We start from the raw sequence: 21,055 nt of genomic DNA, 5'->3' as shown, positions 1-21,055 counted from the left end.
CTTAATGATCTATGTTTTCCTATCCAAATAAATAAGCACCCCCTAATTCGGGAGTGCTTTATGACGGTCCTTCTTTTCCAACCACAGAATCCATTTGTAAAAGCCAAGCAAAATGTATAAAATAATCGGGTCAATGAGTGCTGAATACCAGATTTTCCACCATCCATAGTGGAAATAACCCCAGGGTTCCGGCAACAGTGCCGCAAGTTCATACAATAAGATCATGGCAACGAAGCTTATCACATAAACACCTTTCAGAATCACATTTTTGCCCCAAGGGTATAAATTCAGAAAAATGATATTGACTGGCGGGATCAGCACCGTTCTCGGAATCAGTCCTTTCCAGTCAATTCCCTCGCCAAAATACCAATAGCTTCGAAATTTGAACTCAATGATCAAGTCAAAAAGCAGCTGGAAGGCGATAGTAAATGTCCAAATTTGCACAATTTGGGCAAGGGTGAGCCTCTTATTTATTTTGAAAGCAATGATGTTAAAAATAACAACAGCCAAAAGCAGTCCGATCATAAGCAAAATCCTTCACTCTTTGTCTTTCCCCTTAATTTTCTCCCTAAGATCTTCTAACTCCTCAATCGAAAGATCACCAAGTGCTTTTGATATTTCTTCTTCGATATCTTTTCTGTTTCTTTCACGATATTCATCCCACCAGTCCCTGAGGCCTTCCGTGTTGTTGAGCAAATATTCAATATCTATGACTTCGACTTCATCATCGGATATATAGTTAAGTACTGCTGCCAACATATGATTTAACTTTTCGATTTCTTCCTTTGATTGGTCATTCTGTGGCATATTAGCCACCTGTTCTTTTTCCTCTGAATGATCTGCAGTTTTGCGCGGCAAGGTCTCACCTTCTTTTTGATCTGTTAAGTGAATTATTCCCTCAATCACATTTTTTATTGAAGAGATTAGCATACATAAATTATCTCCATAGTTACACTTTAAAGATGAGGTGGTACACTTGCGTAAAAACCGAAGAACATTATCAGTAGGATTTCTTAATATTTTAACTATCATAGGCATTTTCCTTTTACCATTTGCAATCGTAAAACGCTCATTCAAGGATTGGATCATTGTTTATCTTGTCAGTATCATTGGCAACTCATGGGCGGACCGGTACCTTGTCTCCAAAGGCTATCTAAAATACGATATCCGGCCATTCAGGAGAAATCTTAAAATCCACTTGCCTTTTGACTATGTCCATTACCCTTTAATACTTCTTTATTACAATCAATGGACACTCAATAGCAAACCTAGCGGGATCATCTTGAAACTTTTTCCGTTCATTATCCCTCAGGTATTAGTTGAGACCTTTGCTGCTAAAAAGACAAATTTAATCACCTGGAAAAAAGGCTGGAGCTGGCAGCACTCATTTATCAGTTTAGCGATTAAATTGCTAGTCTGTAGAGGAATCATCTCCGCAATCCGTATGATTAACAAGGATGATTTATCCGTGGATTAGGACCGAAAAAAGACCAAATCTCATAATGATTTGGTCTTTTGAACATTAACGATGTCTTGTAAATCCTAAGTAACGTGTTCCCTGGAAAGTCAGTTCTCCATAATCTCCCTCAACCAACTGGCCATACTCCTGACCGTCAACCTGCAGCTCAAGCCGGTCTCCACTATCAAATTCAAACGTAGCATAATACAGACTGCGGGCATTCGTTTCTCCCCCGCCACGCACGCTCGTTCTTTTTGTCACTACTTGAGCGTAAGAATTCACACGCGGCGACTGGTTGTTTTTACTCCAAGTCCCTATGCTTTTAATAATTGTAAAAATAATGATTCCAAAAACTAAAATAAAGATGGCACCCATAAAAATCGGTCCGAACGTAAACATGAAATCGCCTGGTGCTTCTACCATGATTCATCCACTCCCCATAAAGCTTAATGTCTGTATATCTCTACGTATTGGAGTGGAAAAAGATTCAAGTCAATCCAAATTATCCAATCGAATCCATAAGTTCAACATCTATATCCTGTGAATCTGTCCAAGTATGAAACACTTCCAAATGCCATTTATCCGTTAGCCTCTTGTATCCACTTTGCTGTATCCATTGATGAAGCTCGCTATATGCTTCCCTGATTTTTTCATTAGAGCCTTTATGCCGCAATACAGCATATCTTTGTGGTGGAATCGTCAGGGTCCCCATGTCTGCAGGGATATTCTCATAGTCGGATACTTCCACGCAAACCCAATACCCATCTTCTTTATCTGAGCTATTATCCACCACAAATGCCCCATGCTGCAAAGATCGGTCCACCACATTTTTTATTTCGTCACTCCGCTCGCTCAACTGCCTGGAGGCTTTCGGGATTTCCTTAAGATACTCATCTCCAGGGCATAAAACCCGGATACCTACCAATTTTATTTCTGAACATTGCTTTACTTCAGGCATTGTCATTCTCCTTTTAAAATTCTATTTTCTTCCGGAAACTTCATTTAGGAACAGATGATATATATACATTTCTCCTTCTCTTCCCATGGCGCGTTTGCCCTGATCTATGAAACCGCCTTTTTTATATACATTTTGAGCCATGATATTAGAGTGGTTCACAGCCAAGATAATTTCGTCCACTTGAGTGAAATGTTCTTTTACAAAGCGCTTCAATAACATGACGGACTTAGAAGCAATTCCCTTTCCCTGAAATGAAAGATTTATGGAATACGCTCTTAACAGCATTGCATTTTGGTTGTCACTGTAATCTATCACTCCTGACCTGCCATGAAGCACAAAAAAACCAGCTGGCTCATTGTCATAGAGAATGACTACAGGGTGTCTCTCCGGATCTTCTTTACACATTTCTAATGCATCTTCAGGAAAAGCGGTGAATCTCCTCTGTTCTTCAAGCAAGTCATATTTCAATAAAGCATTTTTGAATTGTGGTATATAAAACTCCAGGGATACTGTTTCTTTTGACATAAAATACTCCTCATTCGTTTCAGAAAGGTTATGTTTTCTTATTGGAAACCCTGCCTTCTTAGGCACAGGTTACATTCCCCACTTCATCACATGGTGCATATACTTTTTATTAGGCTATGAACCTATAAATTAAAGGAGAGATCAGGTTGCAGATTAGAAAGAATGGAACAACGAGTCTACCCGTTCCTTCGCGCTGGGGGATTGATGCGCAAATTGCTGGAAAACCGATTGTCCGAGGGACCTTTACCATTAATGCTTTGTCAGGTAATAGCTTTACGGGAACAGCTAACTTCCGTGGGAACCCCATACCGATTCAGGGGACATGGGACGAAAGTGCAAATCGACTTCGCTTCGATTCACCTTATGCTTCGTTTACAGGTCAATTGACTATTTTTGATGACCCAGGAATACGCGTCCGCCACCACATGCTAAACGGACAATTCCTGATGAAGCCACCATCCTTGCAAGCCGGCGAATTCGGCAATTGGATTGCCACGACGGATACAGCCCTGACCGATGCACCAATAAATACAGGGGCCTTACCACCTGTAGGAGTTTTTCTAACTTCAGATATACTCTATAACGTCGGTAGAAGTAGACGATATTGATAACCACGTTCCAATCTTCAGATTCCCTATCTGAAGATTCCCCCTTCTACGCTTAAGACAAGCCTTATTGCTTGCTGACAATTCCTAGCAGCAGTTTGAAATCCTTATGGTTCTTATGTACTTTTTTAAAACCTTCCCTGGAATCGAGTATGATCACTGTTTTACGGATCCACAATCGTATATAGGCTGAATGAAAATGTATCGGGCCATGGATTCCTCGGACCTCATATTCACTTCCGTTCTCCATTTCAATTTCCGTCCTTACCGTCCATGTGTTTCCGATTCCTGCCTCAATGAATTTCAACAGCTATTGCAACCCCTTTATCTCTTGCTCCCCAAGATGGAAGTGATTCTCTCTTGCATTTCTGTCTTATCAATGTATTCAAACAAACCAATTTGATTTCCCCATGGGTCGGAAAATGTCGCCCACTTTACAGGGACTTCCACTCTTGCAAAAATCTCGAAGGATTGAACATCCAGCTCTCTGTCTAATCTGATGCGTTCATCTTCAATCGATCTGACCCCGAAACGCAAGGGACCGCTCCCAGACGCTGTTGTTCCCTCAGCCAACTGCAGCCACGCCCCAGGAATCAGTTCCCATTCAGCAAACCCTTCATGCGGAGTAAAATCCGGCTCTCTGTTCAGGAAGGTTCTATACCAGTCTAATCCTTCTTTAAAGTGTGGAACACGCACCTGATAGGTCATTTCGAAAACCATTTTTACTTCCTCCTTCTGCTCCAGGTAACTATTCATTTTCCAAGCATGAACCTATCCATGAAAGTTTTTTCTTTTTCTAGGAGTTCATGTAAAAATAACAACTGAGGAAACGGCTTTAGTGTCAATTCCAGGTTCATTTCTTTCTTTAATAAAACGGAACCGCCATGCTTTATAAACTCTTTCAAGGTGATCTGCTGCTCGCAGATTCGTTTAATGTCATTGGGAGTTAACAGAAGCAATCCCTTTGTCTCTTCAGAAGGAACTGGTTCACTTTCTGAATAAGCCAGATACATTGCTGTAGAACCTTCAGGGTCTGTCCCTTTTATCAGGATTGGTGCAACGGCTTCTTTTGTTGTTACTCTTCTTGCCACGCCATCCCAATCCTTTTTGAAAAAAGTGATGGGAGAGTGGAAGATATTTATTTTCATTCTGGATTCTTCATAGACTTCACGGAATACGGTATCAGATGCCGTTTCATTACCTTCCCGATGCCCCCCAAGCCTAACCACGCCCAGTTTATCCCCTATTCGGGTTGGCCCAACCTGAAAAGGAAAAAATCCGTTATACAGAATGTAAGCCCCGGATGTCCGGACATGTTTCGTATCCATAAAAGTCCTCCAATTTTTTATAGAAAGATTCTGTACAAACAATTGATATTCCTTCTTTTTTTCAAAAGAATCCCACCTCACTCATGAAGTACGATTAAATCTATCGTCTGATTTTTACACTTCGTATCCAAGAATCCAGTCCAGCCTCTTGATTTTCAATTCATCTGGCAATTTCCGCAATAATTGATTTCTAGCTTTGACTGCCATTGGGTTCTCCAGTTGCATCATTCTTGCCATCATTCTGGAACCATGTACAATTTTAGTAACACGCGGAATTCTCTTTTGCTCATATTTGTTCAATGCCTGCTCAACATCTTGAGGAAATCTCTTAAGATATCGTGTGAGCATTAAAGCATCCTCCATCGCCTGGGCTCCACCCTGTCCGAGGTTAGGCAGCATCGGATGAGCTGCATCTCCCAACAGTGTCACTCTTCCTTTATGCCATTTCTTGATTGGCTTACGGTCATATATTTCATGCACAAGGATATCTTCCTCATCGGTAGAATCAATGACATTAGTGATGGGGCCCCACCAACTTTTGAAATGCTCCAAAGCCACTTGTTTCTTATTTTGGGCAGCTAGGAGTTTCCCTTGTGGCGTGTTGATCGCTGCAAACCAAAACACGCGGCCTTTTCCTAAATGCGAAAAACCAAATCTCTTTCCATTGCCCCACGCTTCAAATCCTCCACCCAGCTCCACTGGAAAACGATCATCTTCAAAGCGGGAGATCCCTCTTAAAGCAGTGAAGCCCGAATAACGCATCGGAGAGTCCCCAAGAATATTTTGTCTTACTCGAGAATGAACGCCGTCCGCTCCGATGAGAAACTTTGAATATACTATTTCTCCATCTTCAAACATGCTAGTTATATTCTCCTGATGCTGTTCCAGTCGAGAAAACTTCTTACCAAGTATTACAGTATCAAGTGCTAATTTTTCGTATAAAATTCTCTGTAAGTCTGGCCGGTATATCAAATAACTGTACGTGCCATATCGTTCGGCTTGCTTAAGCACCGGCATATTAACAAGAAGTTGTCCATCCGGAGTCCTGATTTCCGCCTTCTTTACTGGCGAACCAGCCTCTCGCACCTGATCCGCAACCCCCAGCTTTTCCAATGCCTTAATTGCGTTGGCGGACAATATAATCCCCGCGCCCATTTCCTTAAGCTCCGAGGCTCTCTCATAAACTTTCACTCTTTGGCCAATCTGCTGCAAGGCAATCGCCGCAGAAAGTCCACCGATGCCAGCCCCGATAATGGCTGTATCAGTATTGTCTTTTGTGTTGATCACCTGTCCAGCCCCTTTCTATCGGATATTTTTTGCGGTTTACACCTTTTGTTTGTTCGATAGATTCCTTTTATCGGACACTTTTCTCGGTTTCCAGCTTCCGTTTGTCCGATAGACCCCTTCTATCGGACATTTTTCCTGGTTGCCACCCTCCGTTTGTCCGATAGACCCCATCTATCGGACATTTTTCCTGGTTGCCACCTTCCGTTTGTCCGATAGACCCCTTCTATCGGACACTTTTCCCAGTTTACACCTTCCGTCTGGCCGATAGAGCCCTTCTATCGGACATTTTTCCGGGTACCCACCTTCCGTTTGGCCGATAGAGACCAACTATCGGACACCTTTATACGATATCACCATCTATTTGTCCGATAGACTCTTTTGATATGTTAAAATATAGTAAAATTTCTATATTATTACTTGTGAGGTGCTTAATTTTTTGACTAGACCGAGAGCATTTGCTGCGATCATCAAAAACAATTATATACTTATGACGAAACATGTCTATCCGGACGGTTCTTTTTGGACACTCCCAGGCGGAGGTCTTGAAGCAGGCGAAACATTCGAAGAAGCAGTCGTTCGGGAAGTAAAAGAAGAAGTAAATTTGGATGTGGAGGTAGTTGACTATCTATTTACTGGTCGATACAGCCGTGGGGAGGAACAATGTTTTTTAGTCCGCACATTAAACGACAAAGAAGCCTCGGTCGGTTACGATCCTGAACTAGGCGACAAACAAACCCTAAAAGAAGTAAAATGGCATTCACTTGAATCAATGAAGGATGACCTTCACGTTTCTAAAGTTTTAGAAGCTTTGAAATTGTTAGTATAAAAGGGGGAAAGTAAGTTTGTAATCGACAGCCACCTTGCATCCAGTGGCAGGTGGCTGCTCATACACCTTTTCAAAAGGATTATTCATTTTTACGATTTTACCTCATAATTTTTCTAGCCACATGAGTACCGAATTATGTTAGGATTATGTATTCCACCGATTTTATATGCTATATTTACGAACAACAAGATGCTGTGGCACATCTGGCAAATCTTCCAATGACGTCCTGATAAACTCAGGGTAAAGTTTAATTTTCTCAAGGCTGCTGATTGGCACCCACTGATAGATCAACCGCTCTCCCTCTTCACCAAAAAACTCCTCTTTGTGGAAATTGAAGCTCCCATTTAGAGGGGAAACCTTATAATACAAACCGATGTCATGATAGTATTTATTGTTGTAGTCGAAAAAGTTCTCTGTAAACCAGAGCAGACGATCCACCTTTACATCGATTCCTAATTCTTCTTTTACTTCTCTAACCACACTTGTTTGTGAATCTTCCTGAAGTTCGACCCTGCCTCCTGGCAATGCCCAGTGTTCGTCCTTCGCTTGTTTATGAATCAGTACATGGTTGTCAACGATCATAACTGCCGCTACCCGATAATTAAAAACAGCCTTTTCCATGTAAAAAGTTGCATCCATTGTTCATCCCCCTTAAAAACTATATTTGTTTCTGAACTTTTTTTATCATCCTCACAACGTGACTGTAAACTGCTTCATTAGGTTCTTTATTAACGGATTAAGATTTTCAGGTAATTCATTCACACTAAAAAATCGGGCTTCGGTGGTTTCATCGCCATCCGCCTGGAGCACTCCCCCAATAATATCCCTTGTTACATAGGCAACAGTAACTGGAAAGAATTCATCCCCATTTGGCAGTATAACATGGTGTTCCTTACCCGAAAAAACACCAACCAGATTCAACTTCCCGATTTCAAGCCCAGTTTCTTCAAGGACTTCCCTTCTGCCTGCATCTTCCGTAGATTCTCCTAACTCAATAAATCCGCCTGGCACTCCCCATTTTCCATCCTGGCGTTTCTGCAACAAGAATTCTCCTGTCTCGTTTATAACTGCGACTGCGACCCCAACCAGGATAAGCGGCTGATGACCGATAACCCTCCGTAAATCTTCTATATAACCCATGTTCATCCTCCCAGATATTTTGCTAGATAAACACAATTCGACAGCATCTTTATATTTCCTTCTTTTTCCTTTTCAAAAAAAGAAAATCGTTCTTTCATTGAGAAAGAAACGATTTAGAAATCAGGGACGTTAATTTTTTTCCACGTTTTTTATAAGAATGCAAATGAACTTTTAGCTTTTCATCATTACTTGACTCGAATATGGAAATCGTTTCTTTAACAAAGTTCCAATTCATGCACCCAGATAGCCAAAGCAGCGAGGAAAGGCGGTCATAGTCGTCAAAACCAAGAAAATCAAACGCACCGTATCCTTGTAAAAGTTTTTCTGCCACTTCTGGCGACATTTCCATAGATTTAATTCCATTCGTCCGGGAATACCATTTAATCAGCCAGGCCAATCCCTCGATCCGATCTCCATATCCGATTGATTCAAAGTCCACAATCCCAATGATGTTCTTGTTTTCATCCCATAATACATTCAGAGGATTCAAATCGGTCTGAACAATATAGTCCATTTCCAAAGACTTTGCCGCTGCAATATGCTTGTTTGCCAGTTCTAGATAATCCTGCAGTTCAGTATTATCTAACATACTACTAGAACCGACCGTAGCCCAAAGCTGGTTCGTAAATTGTTGATATCCAATTAGATGTGATCTTTTAGGGAAGACAGAGCTCTTAAAAGCACTTGAAATGTCATGAATCCTCCTGACCATTTTTCCGAACTTCCAGGCCATATCTTCTTCACAGTTAGTCAGGTGCCTGCCTTCTATCCACTCGAACATGATAAAGCGATATTTTTCCCCTTTCCACCAGACTATTACATAGGGCTCGTCACCCAAAGCAGTTACCAGCCTCATGAACGGGATACCATGCTCAACCAGGAAAAGGCAAAACTTTACTTGTTCAGTTAAAATTTCATCAGTAATTGTCCCAAACACATCGTTCGGTGACCTGTTCTCTTTCAAGAATCTTGCGGAATATCTTTTACCCTCTGCCATAATTTTATAATGTAAATCCTGACTCCAACTCGGGATTTCTTGTTCAATTAAATACGTCTGTCCGATCTGGTAATCCTCCAAAACTCTTTTTATGACTTCCTTAATCACTCCAAATTCTCCTTTATGCTTAGGGCACGTTCTAATGTTTTTTTATGAAAAGATTATGATTTAGTCCTTTTTCTTATGAAGAAAGCTGACAGCATAAACAAGATGATCAGCGGAACCCAAATATACATGGTATGAATGATCGGATTTTGCAACTTACTTTTTAAATCCACTTCTTCGGTTGGCTTCGACCCTGTTCCCAGTGTCACTAAGTCATCCCCTACGCTGCTTAACTCCCTAGTTCGGTCACATATATCCGTTGTTAATTCACCCTGGAATTCATGGGCATACACCAAGTAAGATTCGCCCTCAAAAAAATCGGTAGAACAGCTGGACCTTTCATCTTCCAGTATGATTTCTGTTTGTGATACGCCTTTCCACGTTTCTTCAACCTCAAATAATATTTTTTATTATTTGAGGTTTTAATTTCAATGACCTTGCCGCTGAAAACTGCATTGGAGCTTTCCAATTCTTTTTCAACACTTTTCTCTTCCACACATTTGCAAGCATGGCTGGCTGTTGGGAATGTAGTCAACCCGGCTCCCATAAGAATGACTGCCAAAGAAAAAGTTATTAGCCTTATTTTCACACTGGATCTGCCTCCATTTTTTCAAAATAGAACAAGCACTGCCTTACAAAAGCAGTGCTAACCCAATCATTTCTTCCTAACCTCTATCACTCCGCCACAATGGGACATCGGCAGGAATTCCAGTTTGCAGCTATCCGCTAAATCAGAACAGATCTCATTGAATACAAAGTAAAATTCATCATCATCCCAGAAGTCTTTGCTGTCATTTTTACAGATTTCGAGATGCTTCCTCGTTTCAAAGGCAATGTCCCCGATCAGGATTTTGCCTCCATCCGTTAGCAATGGCAATAATTCCTTAATAAAAGAAACCTTCTCTTCGTCAGTTAAATGGTGCAGTGCATATGTACTTAGAATAAAGTCATACTGCAAACCTTTAATTTCCGCTGGCAAGCCGTTAGCAATATCCCATTCTATTAGACTTGCTTTCGGCATTTTTGCCTGTGCCAGGGCAATCATTCTCTCTGAAAAATCGATTCCATCGATATGATGGCCATTTTCATACAGCTTTGATGTTAAAACTCCTGTTCCAAAGCCGATATCCAGTACTCTCGCATTTTCCTTTTCCATCACATCATTAAAAATTGTATTCAAGATGGCATGATACCCCGCAAATGGGTATACTCCATTTTCTTCACTAACCTGGACTGTTTGGTCATAGCCGTCTGCCCACAAATCAAAACCTTGTTTATTTAACATGAATGCTCCTCCAAGTTTTTGAGAACATCAAGCACTCCCTATCATTCACGCTGAGATGTTCTCCATTGTTTTTTTGATATTCCTGATTCTTCTCGCCTGTTCCATCTCAATCGCCACCTTTCAGAGAGTTCATTTAACGATAGTAATCAAGTACTTCTTGTTCAAATTCTGCAACCGGCTTTCCAGTGATTTTTTCCAGAACTGTATAAAAACCCTCGGTATCGTTCGTCTTCTGGATTAATTCCACTAAAATATCCTCGCCAAATACCTGTATCAAATAATTTACTGATAGATAACTTTGCATGTAGGGGTCTGTTGTTTCGATTTGGCGAGCTTCCTTCCAGCCATCTCCCCAGGTGATGCTTTCTAGAGGGAGGATTTCGTATTGGTTTACATCATAATGTACCTCAGTCTGATCGCTCGCAACATATTCTGCAATTCCCTCAATGAACCATAGCGGAAACAAATCAGCAAACGCGCCGGCTTCCTCTATTTTTCTGAAGGTAGCGTAATGCGCGTATTCATGAAGAATCGGTCTTTGAAAATAACTTAGCGGAGTTTCTAAAATGCTCTCCACATTTTCAGGATGAACATGGATCCCCATTACTTTATCAAAATTGGAATAATATCCGGATACACCATCCAAATTCGAAAGTTTTTGTAAGTGCTCCCTATCCATAAAAATCAGATCGATAGGATTTTTTTCGTACCTTCCAAGTAATCCACTAGACATCTCTTCTGCCCACTGCAGTGTTTCAACTGTCATTGGAATCAACTTCTCATTCTCTTCCTGATAAAATATCGAAACATGTTCGTACTTACGCTTCATGCTTTCAGCTTTCAGTTTCTTCTCTAACTCACTGTCATAATTTAAAGTAAAAAAAGCTTTAGCTGTTGTATAAAAAGTTTCATTTCCTCCTGTACTTGCATTCAGCTCCTTTTGGAACAGCTTAAGGATTCCAAAAATACTCACCAAAAATATGGTTAGTATGATAGAAAAAATTATCACCCAAAATCTTATATTCCTCCGGCTCATTCTTTCCCTCTATTCGCCTGTTCCTCAAGCAATGAAATCATTTTTTCGTTTTGCTCAATCATTTTCTCATTTTGCTTCCTGAGCTTAGTAAAATCGACCATAAGTCCAAATAAAAGAATGGCTATAATGACGGTCACTTCTTTACCCCTCCCTCATGATCCAGCTTATAGCTTCATTTAAATCCGCGGCAATAAAATCTGGGTGAACTTGACCCCATCGACCAAAATACTGTTGGTTTATGTATTTATCGTAGGCTTCCTGGCCGCTGCCCGTTTTGACTAAAATCTTTAAACAGCCTGCTTCATCAGCAGCCAGCAAGTCCGTCCACCGGTCCCCAATCACCACACATCGCCCCAAATCTAGGGCATGTTCATCAGCAGCTTTTTTCAACATGCCAGCAGAAGGCTTCCTGCATACACATCCTTCATCATGGCGGTGAGGACAAAGGTACAACTTATGGAACCCAAAAGAATTCAACTCATATTCAAACTGATCAACAGTAGCTTCCCCCATCGCAATACCTGGCTGGTTCGTAAAAGAAAAGACTAGTATATGGTTGTCTTTTAAAAGATTGATTGAAACCTGGACACCGGGAAATAACTCAAAATCCCCAGGATAAATCACTTTGTCACTCCCGCCTAGTGTCCCGTCACGATCTATAAAAACAGCCTGAATATCTAACACAATATATCTCCTTTCAAACACAAACACCCGATTATCAAGCAACAACATTTTTAAAAATTCAATTAATTCCATCATACCATTAAGGAAAATACATTTATATCCAAAATTTCCATTACTGAACGAAAAAGCAAAAAACCATTGCCGCCTGGCAAGGGTTCTGATTAATTCATATTTGTTCCACTATGCAATTCATTTTGAAGCTTTTTAAATTGAACATACATCGCGACTCGCCAAGGAACGATCATTCCAAATGCGAGAATCCAGAACATGCCGCCCAGTTCACCGACATCGAATGAGCTGCTTAGCACTAGTTTAGCGATTACACGTACGATTAACAGACCGATTAAGATGAAGGCAAATGCCTTGGATCTCTTTAAAAAGATTTCCCTGCCTCGCACTTCAAATTTAGAGGTCTTGATAAGCAGAATCGAAAATAGCATCCCAACTGTTAGTGCCTCTATGATCTGTAAGGAATGTACCCGGAACATTGGAAAAATGAACATAAGCGCACCAGTGCTCATGAAGATTGGCGGTAAGATAATTTTCTTGGCTGAGGCAGGCTTTTTGGCAGCCTTCATTCTCATGAATGTCACAAAGATGGCCATGCCAACTGCTCCTACGGTTGACGCCAGAACATAATTCATTTTTTACTTCATCCCTTATTATAGTTTTCCACATTATTATAATGAAAAAAAGCCATTTAAGATAGGCTTAAATGGCTTTTTTTATCTTAATACTCTTGATACCGAATCGACTACCTGTGAATCATCGAATGGCTTAACGATAAAATCCTTTGCACCCGCCTCTATGGCATCCACAACCATTTTCTGCTGGCCCATGGCTGAGCACATGATGATTTTTGCATCCTTGAAATCCTTCTTGATTTCTTTTACAGCATCCAGACCGCTCATTTCCGGCATCGTAATGTCCATTGTCACAAGGTCGGGTTTCAGTTCGCGATACAGCGCTACTGCTTCTCTTCCATTTTCAGCTTCCCCTACTATCTCGTGATTCGCTTTCTTCAGAATATTGGTTAAGGTGATTCTCATAAATTTTGCGTCGTCAACTATCAAAATTCTGGCCATCGCTGTATCCTCCCCGACAATCACAACAAGTATATTACTCTGTTAAGTTCTTCCCTCAATTACTATATAACTATATTTAACCATTATTTTCAATGTAAAGACACCGACAAAATTCTCACATCGAAAAAACATCTTATGAGGATCCCCTTATATAGCCCCAGAACTCAATAATATTTATGCCTATTAAAAACCTGTAAAATCCCCAAAAAACATGGAAAGAATCGAAATCAGCTTCGTCATCCAATCGAAGAACAGCATGATTCCGACAACTATCATGATATAGCCGCCGATTTTAACAATTTTCACATTATGCTTACGGATCCACTGCATTTTTCCGATAAAGAAAGAAAGAATGAAGAAAGGAATCGCAAAACCAAGTGTATAGGCGATCATATACAGCATACCCGACCCAGGGTTAGAGCTCGCAAGCAGAATGACCGAAGCAAGGATCGGACCAGTACATGGCGTCCATCCTGCTGCAAATGCCATACCGATTAAAGAGGACCCAAAATAACCTGATGGGCGGTTCTTGAATTCTATTTTGCGGTCTTTCATCAGAAATTCAGGCTTAAAGAAACCAATGACCATTAAACCGAATGCAACAATGAAGATCGCACCCAGCTGACGGATAAGATCCTGGTACTGTATGAAAAATTGTCCTACAAATGAAGTCCCGAAGCCAATCGCAATGAAAATCACCGAAAAGCCCAGCAGGAAAAATAAGGTATGGAGCAGGCTGCGCTTTTGCAGCATTGCATTTTCGCTCTTCAGTTCTCCGACGGACATCCCGGTAATATAAGATAAAAATGCCGGATAAAGGGGCAAGCAGCATGGAGAAATAAAGCTCAGGAAGCCCGCGCCCATTGCAATGAAAATATTTATATCTGTCATCTTTCCATCTCCAGTTCATATTCGTTAGTCCCATTCTAACAAAACCATTTACTATTATTATAGTTTAACTGTGAACAAATTATTAATTTCTATTAAAAAGGTGTTTACCTTCTAAAAAACTGGGTAATTAATGATGGTGTATATTTTTTACAGGAAAATATTTTACAAATGTTTCTTTTGAAATTTGGCAGTATATGCTATATACTAATATAGCACTTGTAATAATTTCTATATTTATAACGAATTTACATAAACTGATTTAATATACTGCCGAGAGATAAAACAAGAAAGGATTTTCACATTGTCTAAAGAGCAACTGATCACCCTTATTGAAAAGAAACGCGAAGAGCTGATACAAATCGCTTCACAGAACGGCCTGAATTCCTCCATTGCGATCACTTACAGCCAGGAACTTGATGAACTACTCAATGAATATAACCGGGTATATATAAAAAAGATAGCAGCCCACTAAAAAACAGCTAAACGCCATAAGCGTATAGCTGTTTTATTTTTCTCACACAAAACCTAAAACTTCTTCATAACTTTTCCGATTATTTTACCTGCACTCTTTCCAGCTTTCTTTGTTATTTGCTTCTTTATTTGTTTTTTAATTTCCTTCTTTATCATACCCTTCAATCCCATCTTATTTCCCTCTTCCTCTATTACATTAATGGATGATCAATAATAGTACGATTCCTAGGTCGAAAAGTTTCATATCTGCCCTTAGCATTGTTCTCTAAACTTGCCAGTCCAACACAACAAGAGATACCATTTCAGATTATTCATAAGGTAGTAGTACATATTTTCATTATTTAAAAATAATGACGATTACCAATTAGCAATCGCCATTTCACATCCTATAATTATTATCCTACTACATCTTCCAAGCGTTCGACTGAACCGTTCTGCAGGAGATACATCTTGTGGTAAAGCCCCTGTTGGGCAAGCAATTCTTGATGTGTTCCGTGCTCAACGATTTCCCCATGATGTAGGACGATAATCTGGTCTGCATCCTGGATGGTGGAAAGTCTGTGGGCAATGGCGATTGTCGTCCTGCCCTTTCGCATCTTGGCAAGCGCCGCCTGGATGGCCTCTTCGGTTTCTGTATCAATGTTTGCAGTCGCTTCATCCAGCACAAGGATTTTCGGGTTAGCCGCAATTGTCCTTGCAAAAGCGATCAATTGCCTCTGACCGCTTGAAAAAGTGGAGCCTCGCTCGGTCACTTTTTGTGAGTATCCATCTTCCAGTTTGTCAATGAAGGAATCCGCCTGGACGAATTCAGCCGCCCTCCTTATATCCTCTTCAGACAGGTCGCTATTGTGCAGCCTGATATTATCTCCGATTGTTCCATAGAACAAGAACGGATCCTGTAGGACAAGCCCCATTTTCTGCCGCAACTCTTTTACCGGATAGCTTTTTATTGAATGATCATCAATAAGAATATCCCCACGTTCAAATTCATAAAAACGCATCAGCAGATTGATAATCGAGCTTTTCCCGCTTCCGGTGTGGCCGACAAAGGCAAGAGTTTCCCCAGGATTGACAGTGAAACTGATGTTTTTCAAAACATCCCTTTTTCCATCATATGAAAAACTGACATCCTTGAATTCAATTTTACCTTCATTGATTTTATCCACTTCCGTCCCAGTTTGCCCTGGAGCAAGCTCCTCTTCATCAAGCAGCTTGAAAACACGTGAGGCAGCAACAATAGCCTGCTGGTACATGGAAAGTCTCATCATCATATTGTTCACCGGCTCGAAAAAGCGATCGAGATAATTGATGAATGCATACAACACCCCAATTTCAATAGGACTGTCGAAGGAAGTAACACCGAAAAAGCTGAGCACAATTATCAGAGCTAAAATGTAGACAAGGTCAACTGCCGGGCGCAATAGTAGTCCATCTGCCTTGATGTTTCTCATCCCAGCATCAAAATGTTTATCGTTAATTTCTCCGAATTCTTTTTTCAATCTTTCTTCTTGTCGGAACATCTGGATAATCGACATGCCCTGAAGAGATTCACTGAGCTTTGCATTCAGCTGGCTAAGGCGTTCTCGCATATCCTGGTAAAATCTTGAACTAAGTTTGCGGTACAAACTCATGATGAACACGATGAACGGTAAAATCAGCATCGTGAACAGTGCCAGCTTTACATTCAGGACGAACATCGCAACAAAGATCCCGAACAGCAGGAATCCGCTTTGGATAAAAGTCGCAATGACGCTGACGAACATATCCTTGATCGCTTCGGTATCATTCGTAACCCTTGATACAAGAGAGCCAGCAGGAGTTTTATCGAAATATTTCAATCCAAGCTGCTGCACCTTCGTAAAAACATCAATCCTCATTTGCTGGATGATTTTCAGCGCAATCTCCTGGAACTTCAAAAGCTGAAAATATGAAACGAGCACATTGAGAATCTGGATGCCAATATAGGCAGCTCCGAGCATCAACAATGGCTGGAAAGGTAAGTAGCCTTCCCTCAAGTAATCATCGATGAAAATTTTCACCAATATCGGTCCTAGCACGTCACCAACTGTTGCGAGCAGCAGGAATCCGAAGGCGACAAAAATCATCTTTAGATGCGGTTTTCCATAGGCAAGAAGCCGGAACAGCACAGAACGCTGCTCTTTCGCGTTTAATACAGGCGTTTTTTCCATTGGTCACCCTCCCTGCTCGACAAGCTCTTCAAGCTGCTGTCTCAAATACATATCCTTGTACCAACCGTCATGCTCCATTAATTGATCGTGAGTTCCGCGCTCAGCAATTCGGCCATTTTCAAGGACGACGATCAAATCGGCATGGTGAATAGCGCTCAATCTGTGTGCCGTGATAATGGTTGTCTTGTCCTTACGATTTTCTTTCAGTGCTGATAATATTTGTTCCTCCGTTTTCGCGTCGACCGCCGATAAGGAATCGTCGAGAATGAGGATTTCCGGATTCATCACCAGTGCACGGGCAATCGAGATCCGCTGCTTCTGCCCGCCTGAGAGTGAAACCCCTCGCTCTCCTACTACAGTTTGATAACCTTCCGTAAATTCAAGAATATCATCATGGATGTTTGCCACTCTGGCAGAACTATAGATGACCTCCTCATCGACAGTAGGATCTGCGAAGGCGATGTTATCTCGGACTGTCGCTGAAAAAAGGAAATGATCCTGCGGGACGTATCCAATCGCCTGTCTCAATCGATCCATCTTATAATCACGGATACTTCTTCCTCCAATGCTGATGCTGCCTTCCGAAAGGTCGAATTCGCGGATCAACAGCTTCAATAAAGTCGTTTTCCCCGCACCGGTCTTGCCGACAATCCCAAGCGTTTGCCCTTTGCCAAGCGCAAACTTGATTTCTTTCAATAAAGCTTCCGGATCACCAGGATAAGTGAAGGAATCAATATCATATTTAATGTCGCCATTTGGAACCATATCCAGTGCATCCGGTTTATCCTGAATGTCGATTTTTTCATCAAGTAAGGCAGAAACACGATCATAAGAGGCCCTGCCTCTTTCAACGATATTAAAAAACCATCCAAATGCGAGCATCGGCCAAACCAACAAGCCAAGATAGGAAGTGAATGAAACAAGCTGGCCAATTGTCAATTCACCATTCAACACATACCTTGCTCCAAAAGCAATTGATAAAAAGAATGAGATGCCGACAATGATTGAAATCGTCGGGTCAAATAATGCGTCAACCTTCGCAACAGAAATGTTCTTTTTTACAACATCTTCGGACTGTTTGCGGAAGTCCTCGATATCTTCTTTTTCCTGGCCAAAGGTCTTAATCACCTTGATTCCCGTGATGCTTTCCTGGGTCTTATCATTCAAATCTGAGAATGCTTCCTGGGCTTTATGGAACCTTTTATGAAGCATTGTCCCGTACCAGCTTGTCAGCAAAGCCATGAACGGCATTGGAATCAAAGCGATCAAGGTCAGCTTCCAGCTGATTGTCGCTGCCATCGCGATAATGACGAAGCCTCCGGTGGAGACAGAGTCAACAAATGTCAGGACACCAGCACCTGCTGTCTGCTGGATGGCAGATAAATCGTTTGTGGCATGAGCCATCAGGTCCCCTGTCCTTCTCTTTTGGTAAAAAGACTGCGACATACTCGTAAAGTGGGCATACAGACGATTTCTTAACAATCGTGCCAGCTTTACCGCAGAACCAAAAATCATGATTCTCCAATAATAACGAAGTGAATACATCGCCAGTCCTGATCCCGCTAACACTAAAATCCATTTCCCCAGTTTCCCGGCCGTCAGCGTCCCATTGGTTATCTCATCTACTATTATTCCAATGACCCGCGGCGGAACAAGCTGCAGGAGTGCCACAAATAACAGTAGTGAAATCCCTGTCAAATAAGCCTTTTTCTCCGACTTGAAATACCATAATAAATCCTTGAATACGCTCATATGTATATCCCCCAAACCCCTCAAATGCTTAAATAGTTTATCAAATATTTGTAAAATGGGGAAGATTTTTTATTTTTAATAACTAAATAACTATAATACGAATAATAAAAATAAAGATGGGTAATTCGTTCGTTTTTTCTGTTTAATCTGTTGAATCAAAATAAAATAGTGATATAATATCTATAAATTAAACATTCACTCATATAATCGCGGGGATATGGCCTGCAAGTTTCTACCGGATTACCGTAAATAATCCGACTATGAGTGAGCAGTGCAAAGGTTGAACTCAACCTTTATTTGCCCGTAGCTTTTTGATAAGCCCAAGGCCATTGCTTCACTCCTTTTATGATGTGAATGCATGGTTTTGGGCTTTTTTATGTTTTTGAGCCCTCATTTAGGAGGAGGAATACGATGAAAATGCTTATTGAAAAAATCAAGAATGAAGGAACTGTCCTGTCATCATCAGTGCTGAAGGTGGATTCATTCCTTAACCACCAGATTGACCCTCAGCTGATGGATGAGATTGGGAAAGAGTTTGCCGGGCGGTTTGCTCATTGTGGCATTACTAAAATCCTGACAATCGAATCATCGGGAATTGCTCCTGCGGTCATGACTGGACTTAAACTGAATGTACCAGTTGTTTTTGCCAGAAAAAGAAAATCTTTGACTCTTGTAAATGACTTGATCACAGCATCTATCTACTCTTTTACGAAGGAAGAAAACAGCGAAATTTCCGTTTCTAGTCATTACCTTTCGGAAGAAGATAAGGTACTGATCATCGACGATTTCCTGGCCAATGGACAAGCAGCACTGGGTCTCGCAGAAATAGCCAACAAAGCAAAAGCCACCGTTGCAGGAATCGGAATTGTGATTGAAAAAGGATTCCAGGATGGCGGTTCTCTGCTCAGAGATAAAGGCTACACCGTTGAATCTTTGGCTATTATTAGCTCGCTTGAAAATGGCTTAGTCAGATTTGAACAACCTACTACAGAGACAAAGGCGGAATTGACGCGATGAAACAGAATCCTTTTAAGATAGCTTCATTAGGAATTCAGCATGTACTGGCGATGTATGCAGGAGCAGTAATTGTTCCATTGATCGTTGGCGGTGCTCTCGGTTTAACAGGAGAACAGTTGACTTACTTAGTTTCAATTGATATTTTCATGTGCGGTATTGCTACGCTTCTGCAGGTATGGAAAAATAAATTCTTCGGTATTGGTCTGCCTGTGGTTCTAGGCTGTACCTTCACAGCCGTTGGGCCGATGATTGCGATTGGCGGACAATACGGAATATCAGCAATCTACGGTTCCATCCTTGTTTCTGGGATATTTGTCGTTGCGATTTCTAAGTACTTTGGAAAGCTTGTCAGGTTTTTCCCTCCAGTTGTGACCGGATCTGTCGTGACCATCATCGGAATCACTTTAATTCCTGTGGCGATGAATAACATGGCAGGCGGACAGGGCAGCCCTGACTTTGGTTCTCTTACAAATATTGGACTCGCTTTCGGCACTTTGCTGTTTATTATTGTGCTTTTCCGATTCTTTAAAGGTTTTATCCGATCTATAGCGATTTTGTTGGGATTATCCGGGGGAACGGTCGTTGCTTACTTTATGGGAATGGTGAACTTCACTGCTGTTGAGGAGGCTTCCTGGCTTCACATGCCTGCTCCGTTCTACTTCGGCCTTCCTACCTTTGAAGTTTCAGCCATCTTGACAATGATCCTTGTAGCAATGGTCAGCCTGGTGGAGTCAACTGGAGTTTACTTTGCTCTCGGGGATATATGTGAAGAAAAGCTTGAAGAGAAGGATCTTGCGAGCGGTTATCGTGCCGAAGGACTTGCGATTATCCTTGGTGCGTTCTTCAATGCATTTCCTTATACCACCTATTCACAAAATGTCGGACTCCTTCAGTTGTCCGGAGTGAAGACGAAGAACGTCATCTATACAGCAGGTGCCTTCCTTGTACTGCTTGGACTTATGCCGAAGATTGGTGCCTTAACTACAATTATTCCAACCCCAGTTCTTGGAGGGGCTATGGTTGCGATGTTCGGCATGGTCGTCGCTTATGGAATTAAAATGCTCAGCAAGGTAGATTTCTCATCACAGGAGAATCTATTAATCATTGCTTGCTCAGTCGGAATGGGACTCGGTGTGACAGCCGTGCCAGAATTATTCTCACAAATGCCTACAAGCATCAGAATCCTGACAGATAACGGAATCGTTGCCGGCAGCTTGACAGCAATTGGATTGAATTTAGTGTTTAATGTATTTAAAGGAAATAAAGTCGTTAAAAAAGCTCCATTTGCTGAGCAGAAGGCTTCTTAAATAGATGAATATAAATAAGGCACCGGTTGAACCCGGTGCCTATTATGATTCTATTATCCTATTGGTTACCATTTTTTCATACATCTCGAGTTTTCGGGCGCCAATAGC

General features: G+C 41.3%; 28 protein-coding genes and 1 riboswitch. Of the genes, 6 read left to right on the top strand and 22 right to left on the bottom strand.

Going from position 1 to position 21,055, the window contains the following annotated elements; translation table 11 throughout:
• Positions 1-42 precede the first annotated feature (42 nt).
• Together LGO15_RS10370 and LGO15_RS10365 are read right to left on the bottom strand one after the other, a co-directional pair.
• Positions 43-525 carry a hypothetical protein gene (locus tag LGO15_RS10370; RefSeq protein ID WP_167833014.1) on the bottom strand — a complete coding sequence of 161 codons (483 nt, stop codon included), beginning with the start codon at positions 523-525 and terminating at the stop codon, positions 43-45.
• Between the two features lie 12 nt (positions 526-537).
• On the bottom strand, positions 538-930 hold the full coding sequence (locus tag LGO15_RS10365) for a hypothetical protein (RefSeq protein WP_226087524.1): 393 nt from the start codon (positions 928-930) through the stop codon (positions 538-540).
• A 46-nt stretch (positions 931-976) separates the two neighbouring features.
• Between LGO15_RS10365 and LGO15_RS10360 the strand changes: the two genes are divergently transcribed.
• A complete protein-coding gene (locus tag LGO15_RS10360) occupies positions 977-1,477 on the top strand; it encodes a CBO0543 family protein (protein ID WP_167833013.1) in 501 nt (166 codons plus the stop codon).
• A 45-nt stretch (positions 1,478-1,522) separates the two neighbouring features.
• Here the strand turns inward: LGO15_RS10360 and LGO15_RS10355 are convergent, their stop codons facing one another.
• From LGO15_RS10355 to LGO15_RS10345, 3 genes are all read right to left on the bottom strand, one after another.
• On the bottom strand, positions 1,523-1,882 hold the full coding sequence (locus tag LGO15_RS10355) for a DUF2500 domain-containing protein (protein ID WP_167833012.1): 360 nt from the start codon (positions 1,880-1,882) through the stop codon (positions 1,523-1,525).
• A gap of 79 nt (positions 1,883-1,961) precedes the next feature.
• Entirely contained in the window at positions 1,962-2,417 is a 456-nt protein-coding gene (locus LGO15_RS10350) for a GyrI-like domain-containing protein (protein WP_226087523.1), read from the bottom strand.
• 21 nt (positions 2,418-2,438) lie between these two features.
• A complete protein-coding gene (locus LGO15_RS10345; RefSeq protein WP_226087522.1) occupies positions 2,439-2,942 on the bottom strand; it encodes a GNAT family N-acetyltransferase in 504 nt (167 codons plus the stop codon).
• A gap of 146 nt (positions 2,943-3,088) precedes the next feature.
• On the opposite strand from LGO15_RS10345, the gene LGO15_RS10340 reads away from it, so the two are divergent.
• Complete coding sequence (locus LGO15_RS10340) at positions 3,089-3,550, top strand: hypothetical protein (RefSeq protein WP_167833009.1); 462 nt, start codon at positions 3,089-3,091, stop codon at positions 3,548-3,550.
• A gap of 64 nt (positions 3,551-3,614) precedes the next feature.
• Here the strand turns inward: LGO15_RS10340 and LGO15_RS10335 are convergent, their stop codons facing one another.
• The 4 genes from LGO15_RS10335 to LGO15_RS10320 all read right to left on the bottom strand — a co-directional run bounded on the left by LGO15_RS10335 (position 3,615) and on the right by LGO15_RS10320 (position 6,162).
• Positions 3,615-3,854, bottom strand: coding sequence for a DUF3977 family protein (locus LGO15_RS10335; protein WP_167833008.1), 240 nt, complete (start codon positions 3,852-3,854; stop codon positions 3,615-3,617).
• Positions 3,855-3,871: 17 nt separating this feature from the next.
• Positions 3,872-4,267 carry a VOC family protein gene (locus LGO15_RS10330; protein WP_167833007.1) on the bottom strand — a complete coding sequence of 132 codons (396 nt, stop codon included), beginning with the start codon at positions 4,265-4,267 and terminating at the stop codon, positions 3,872-3,874.
• A 32-nt stretch (positions 4,268-4,299) separates the two neighbouring features.
• Positions 4,300-4,875, bottom strand: a complete 576-nt coding sequence (locus LGO15_RS10325; protein ID WP_167833006.1) for an NUDIX hydrolase — start codon at positions 4,873-4,875, stop codon at positions 4,300-4,302.
• A 114-nt stretch (positions 4,876-4,989) separates the two neighbouring features.
• A complete protein-coding gene (locus LGO15_RS10320; RefSeq protein ID WP_226087521.1) occupies positions 4,990-6,162 on the bottom strand; it encodes an FAD-dependent monooxygenase in 1,173 nt (390 codons plus the stop codon).
• Between the two features lie 436 nt (positions 6,163-6,598).
• Between LGO15_RS10320 and LGO15_RS10315 the strand changes: the two genes are divergently transcribed.
• On the top strand, positions 6,599-6,988 hold the full coding sequence (locus LGO15_RS10315; protein ID WP_167833005.1) for an NUDIX domain-containing protein: 390 nt from the start codon (positions 6,599-6,601) through the stop codon (positions 6,986-6,988).
• Positions 6,989-7,150: 162 nt separating this feature from the next.
• On the opposite strand, the gene LGO15_RS10310 is transcribed toward LGO15_RS10315, so the two are convergent.
• From LGO15_RS10310 to LGO15_RS10260, 11 genes are all read right to left on the bottom strand, one after another.
• Positions 7,151-7,627, bottom strand: a complete 477-nt coding sequence (locus tag LGO15_RS10310; protein WP_167833004.1) for an NUDIX hydrolase — start codon at positions 7,625-7,627, stop codon at positions 7,151-7,153.
• A gap of 51 nt (positions 7,628-7,678) precedes the next feature.
• Positions 7,679-8,128, bottom strand: coding sequence for an NUDIX hydrolase (locus LGO15_RS10305; protein WP_226087520.1), 450 nt, complete (start codon positions 8,126-8,128; stop codon positions 7,679-7,681).
• A gap of 94 nt (positions 8,129-8,222) precedes the next feature.
• The gene (locus LGO15_RS10300) at positions 8,223-9,233 is read right to left on the bottom strand and encodes a phosphotransferase enzyme family protein (protein ID WP_318999833.1); all 1,011 of its coding nucleotides are present in this window, start codon (positions 9,231-9,233) and stop codon (positions 8,223-8,225) included.
• Positions 9,234-9,286: 53 nt separating this feature from the next.
• Positions 9,287-9,526: a hypothetical protein gene (locus LGO15_RS10295; RefSeq protein ID WP_226087519.1), complete on the bottom strand. Its 240-nt coding sequence runs from the start codon at positions 9,524-9,526 to the stop codon at positions 9,287-9,289.
• Between the two features lie 359 nt (positions 9,527-9,885).
• Positions 9,886-10,515 (bottom strand): class I SAM-dependent methyltransferase, encoded by a 630-nt coding sequence (locus LGO15_RS10290; RefSeq protein ID WP_226087518.1) that lies wholly within the window; start codon positions 10,513-10,515, stop codon positions 9,886-9,888.
• A gap of 133 nt (positions 10,516-10,648) precedes the next feature.
• Positions 10,649-11,488, bottom strand: coding sequence for a collagenase (locus tag LGO15_RS10285; RefSeq protein WP_226087517.1), 840 nt, complete (start codon positions 11,486-11,488; stop codon positions 10,649-10,651).
• A 59-nt stretch (positions 11,489-11,547) separates the two neighbouring features.
• Positions 11,548-11,688 (bottom strand): hypothetical protein, encoded by a 141-nt coding sequence (locus tag LGO15_RS10280; protein WP_167832999.1) that lies wholly within the window; start codon positions 11,686-11,688, stop codon positions 11,548-11,550.
• A gap of 4 nt (positions 11,689-11,692) precedes the next feature.
• Positions 11,693-12,235, bottom strand: coding sequence for an HAD-IIIA family hydrolase (locus LGO15_RS10275; RefSeq protein WP_167832998.1), 543 nt, complete (start codon positions 12,233-12,235; stop codon positions 11,693-11,695).
• 161 nt (positions 12,236-12,396) lie between these two features.
• Complete coding sequence (locus tag LGO15_RS10270) at positions 12,397-12,879, bottom strand: CcdC family protein (RefSeq protein ID WP_226087516.1); 483 nt, start codon at positions 12,877-12,879, stop codon at positions 12,397-12,399.
• A gap of 81 nt (positions 12,880-12,960) precedes the next feature.
• Positions 12,961-13,320 (bottom strand): response regulator, encoded by a 360-nt coding sequence (locus LGO15_RS10265; RefSeq protein ID WP_167832996.1) that lies wholly within the window; start codon positions 13,318-13,320, stop codon positions 12,961-12,963.
• A gap of 183 nt (positions 13,321-13,503) precedes the next feature.
• Positions 13,504-14,211, bottom strand: a complete 708-nt coding sequence (locus tag LGO15_RS10260) for a cytochrome c biogenesis CcdA family protein (RefSeq protein ID WP_167832995.1) — start codon at positions 14,209-14,211, stop codon at positions 13,504-13,506.
• Positions 14,212-14,512: 301 nt separating this feature from the next.
• Between LGO15_RS10260 and LGO15_RS10255 the strand changes: the two genes are divergently transcribed.
• Positions 14,513-14,683 (top strand): aspartyl-phosphate phosphatase Spo0E family protein, encoded by a 171-nt coding sequence (locus tag LGO15_RS10255; protein WP_167832994.1) that lies wholly within the window; start codon positions 14,513-14,515, stop codon positions 14,681-14,683.
• Between the two features lie 394 nt (positions 14,684-15,077).
• Here the strand turns inward: LGO15_RS10255 and LGO15_RS10250 are convergent, their stop codons facing one another.
• Positions 15,078-16,871 (bottom strand): ABC transporter ATP-binding protein, encoded by a 1,794-nt coding sequence (locus tag LGO15_RS10250; RefSeq protein ID WP_226087515.1) that lies wholly within the window; start codon positions 16,869-16,871, stop codon positions 15,078-15,080.
• A gap of 3 nt (positions 16,872-16,874) precedes the next feature.
• Positions 16,875-18,623, bottom strand: coding sequence for an ABC transporter ATP-binding protein (locus LGO15_RS10245; protein ID WP_226087514.1), 1,749 nt, complete (start codon positions 18,621-18,623; stop codon positions 16,875-16,877).
• A gap of 179 nt (positions 18,624-18,802) precedes the next feature.
• Positions 18,803-18,904: riboswitch (purine riboswitch) on the top strand.
• 130 nt (positions 18,905-19,034) lie between these two features.
• Between LGO15_RS10245 and LGO15_RS10240 the strand changes: the two genes are divergently transcribed.
• Positions 19,035-19,640, top strand: a complete 606-nt coding sequence (locus LGO15_RS10240) for a xanthine phosphoribosyltransferase (protein WP_226087513.1) — start codon at positions 19,035-19,037, stop codon at positions 19,638-19,640.
• Positions 19,637-20,947 carry a nucleobase:cation symporter-2 family protein gene (locus LGO15_RS10235; RefSeq protein ID WP_226087512.1) on the top strand — a complete coding sequence of 437 codons (1,311 nt, stop codon included), beginning with the start codon at positions 19,637-19,639 and terminating at the stop codon, positions 20,945-20,947. The genes LGO15_RS10240 and LGO15_RS10235 overlap by 4 nt, the downstream gene beginning before the upstream one ends.
• The last annotated feature ends 108 nt before the right edge of the window (positions 20,948-21,055 follow it).

This window comes from Mesobacillus sp. S13, assembly GCF_020422885.1.
Taxonomy (GTDB): domain Bacteria; phylum Bacillota; class Bacilli; order Bacillales; family Cytobacillaceae; genus Mesobacillus; species Mesobacillus selenatarsenatis_A.
Note: the sequence above shows the minus strand (reverse complement) of the source record. Positions and strands in the feature narration are given on the sequence as shown.

Excerpts from the sequence above, each read along its gene's own strand:
- LGO15_RS10265 (WP_167832996.1), bottom strand. The coding sequence starts at position 13,320 with ATGGCCAGAATTTTGATAGTTGACGACGCAAAATTTATGAGAATCACC.
- LGO15_RS10245 (WP_226087514.1), bottom strand. The coding sequence starts at position 18,623 with ATGAGCGTATTCAAGGATTTATTATGGTATTTCAAGTCGGAGAAAAAG.
- LGO15_RS10350 (WP_226087523.1), bottom strand. The coding sequence starts at position 2,417 with ATGCCTGAAGTAAAGCAATGTTCAGAAATAAAATTGGTAGGTATCCGG.
- LGO15_RS10290 (WP_226087518.1), bottom strand. The coding sequence starts at position 10,515 with ATGTTAAATAAACAAGGTTTTGATTTGTGGGCAGACGGCTATGACCAA.
- LGO15_RS10240 (WP_226087513.1), top strand. The coding sequence starts at position 19,035 with ATGAAAATGCTTATTGAAAAAATCAAGAATGAAGGAACTGTCCTGTCA.
- LGO15_RS10260 (WP_167832995.1), bottom strand. The coding sequence starts at position 14,211 with ATGACAGATATAAATATTTTCATTGCAATGGGCGCGGGCTTCCTGAGC.
- LGO15_RS10310 (WP_167833004.1), bottom strand. The coding sequence starts at position 7,627 with ATGGATGCAACTTTTTACATGGAAAAGGCTGTTTTTAATTATCGGGTA.
- LGO15_RS10250 (WP_226087515.1), bottom strand. The coding sequence starts at position 16,871 with ATGGAAAAAACGCCTGTATTAAACGCGAAAGAGCAGCGTTCTGTGCTG.
- LGO15_RS10325 (WP_167833006.1), bottom strand. The coding sequence starts at position 4,875 with ATGGATACGAAACATGTCCGGACATCCGGGGCTTACATTCTGTATAAC.
- LGO15_RS10270 (WP_226087516.1), bottom strand. The coding sequence starts at position 12,879 with ATGAATTATGTTCTGGCGTCAACCGTAGGAGCAGTTGGCATGGCCATC.
- LGO15_RS10330 (WP_167833007.1), bottom strand. The coding sequence starts at position 4,267 with ATGGTTTTCGAAATGACCTATCAGGTGCGTGTTCCACACTTTAAAGAA.
- LGO15_RS10345 (WP_226087522.1), bottom strand. The coding sequence starts at position 2,942 with ATGTCAAAAGAAACAGTATCCCTGGAGTTTTATATACCACAATTCAAA.
- LGO15_RS10355 (WP_167833012.1), bottom strand. The coding sequence starts at position 1,882 with ATGGTAGAAGCACCAGGCGATTTCATGTTTACGTTCGGACCGATTTTT.
- LGO15_RS10365 (WP_226087524.1), bottom strand. The coding sequence starts at position 930 with ATGCTAATCTCTTCAATAAAAAATGTGATTGAGGGAATAATTCACTTA.
- LGO15_RS10305 (WP_226087520.1), bottom strand. The coding sequence starts at position 8,128 with ATGGGTTATATAGAAGATTTACGGAGGGTTATCGGTCATCAGCCGCTT.
- LGO15_RS10235 (WP_226087512.1), top strand. The coding sequence starts at position 19,637 with ATGAAACAGAATCCTTTTAAGATAGCTTCATTAGGAATTCAGCATGTA.
- LGO15_RS10370 (WP_167833014.1), bottom strand. The coding sequence starts at position 525 with ATGATCGGACTGCTTTTGGCTGTTGTTATTTTTAACATCATTGCTTTC.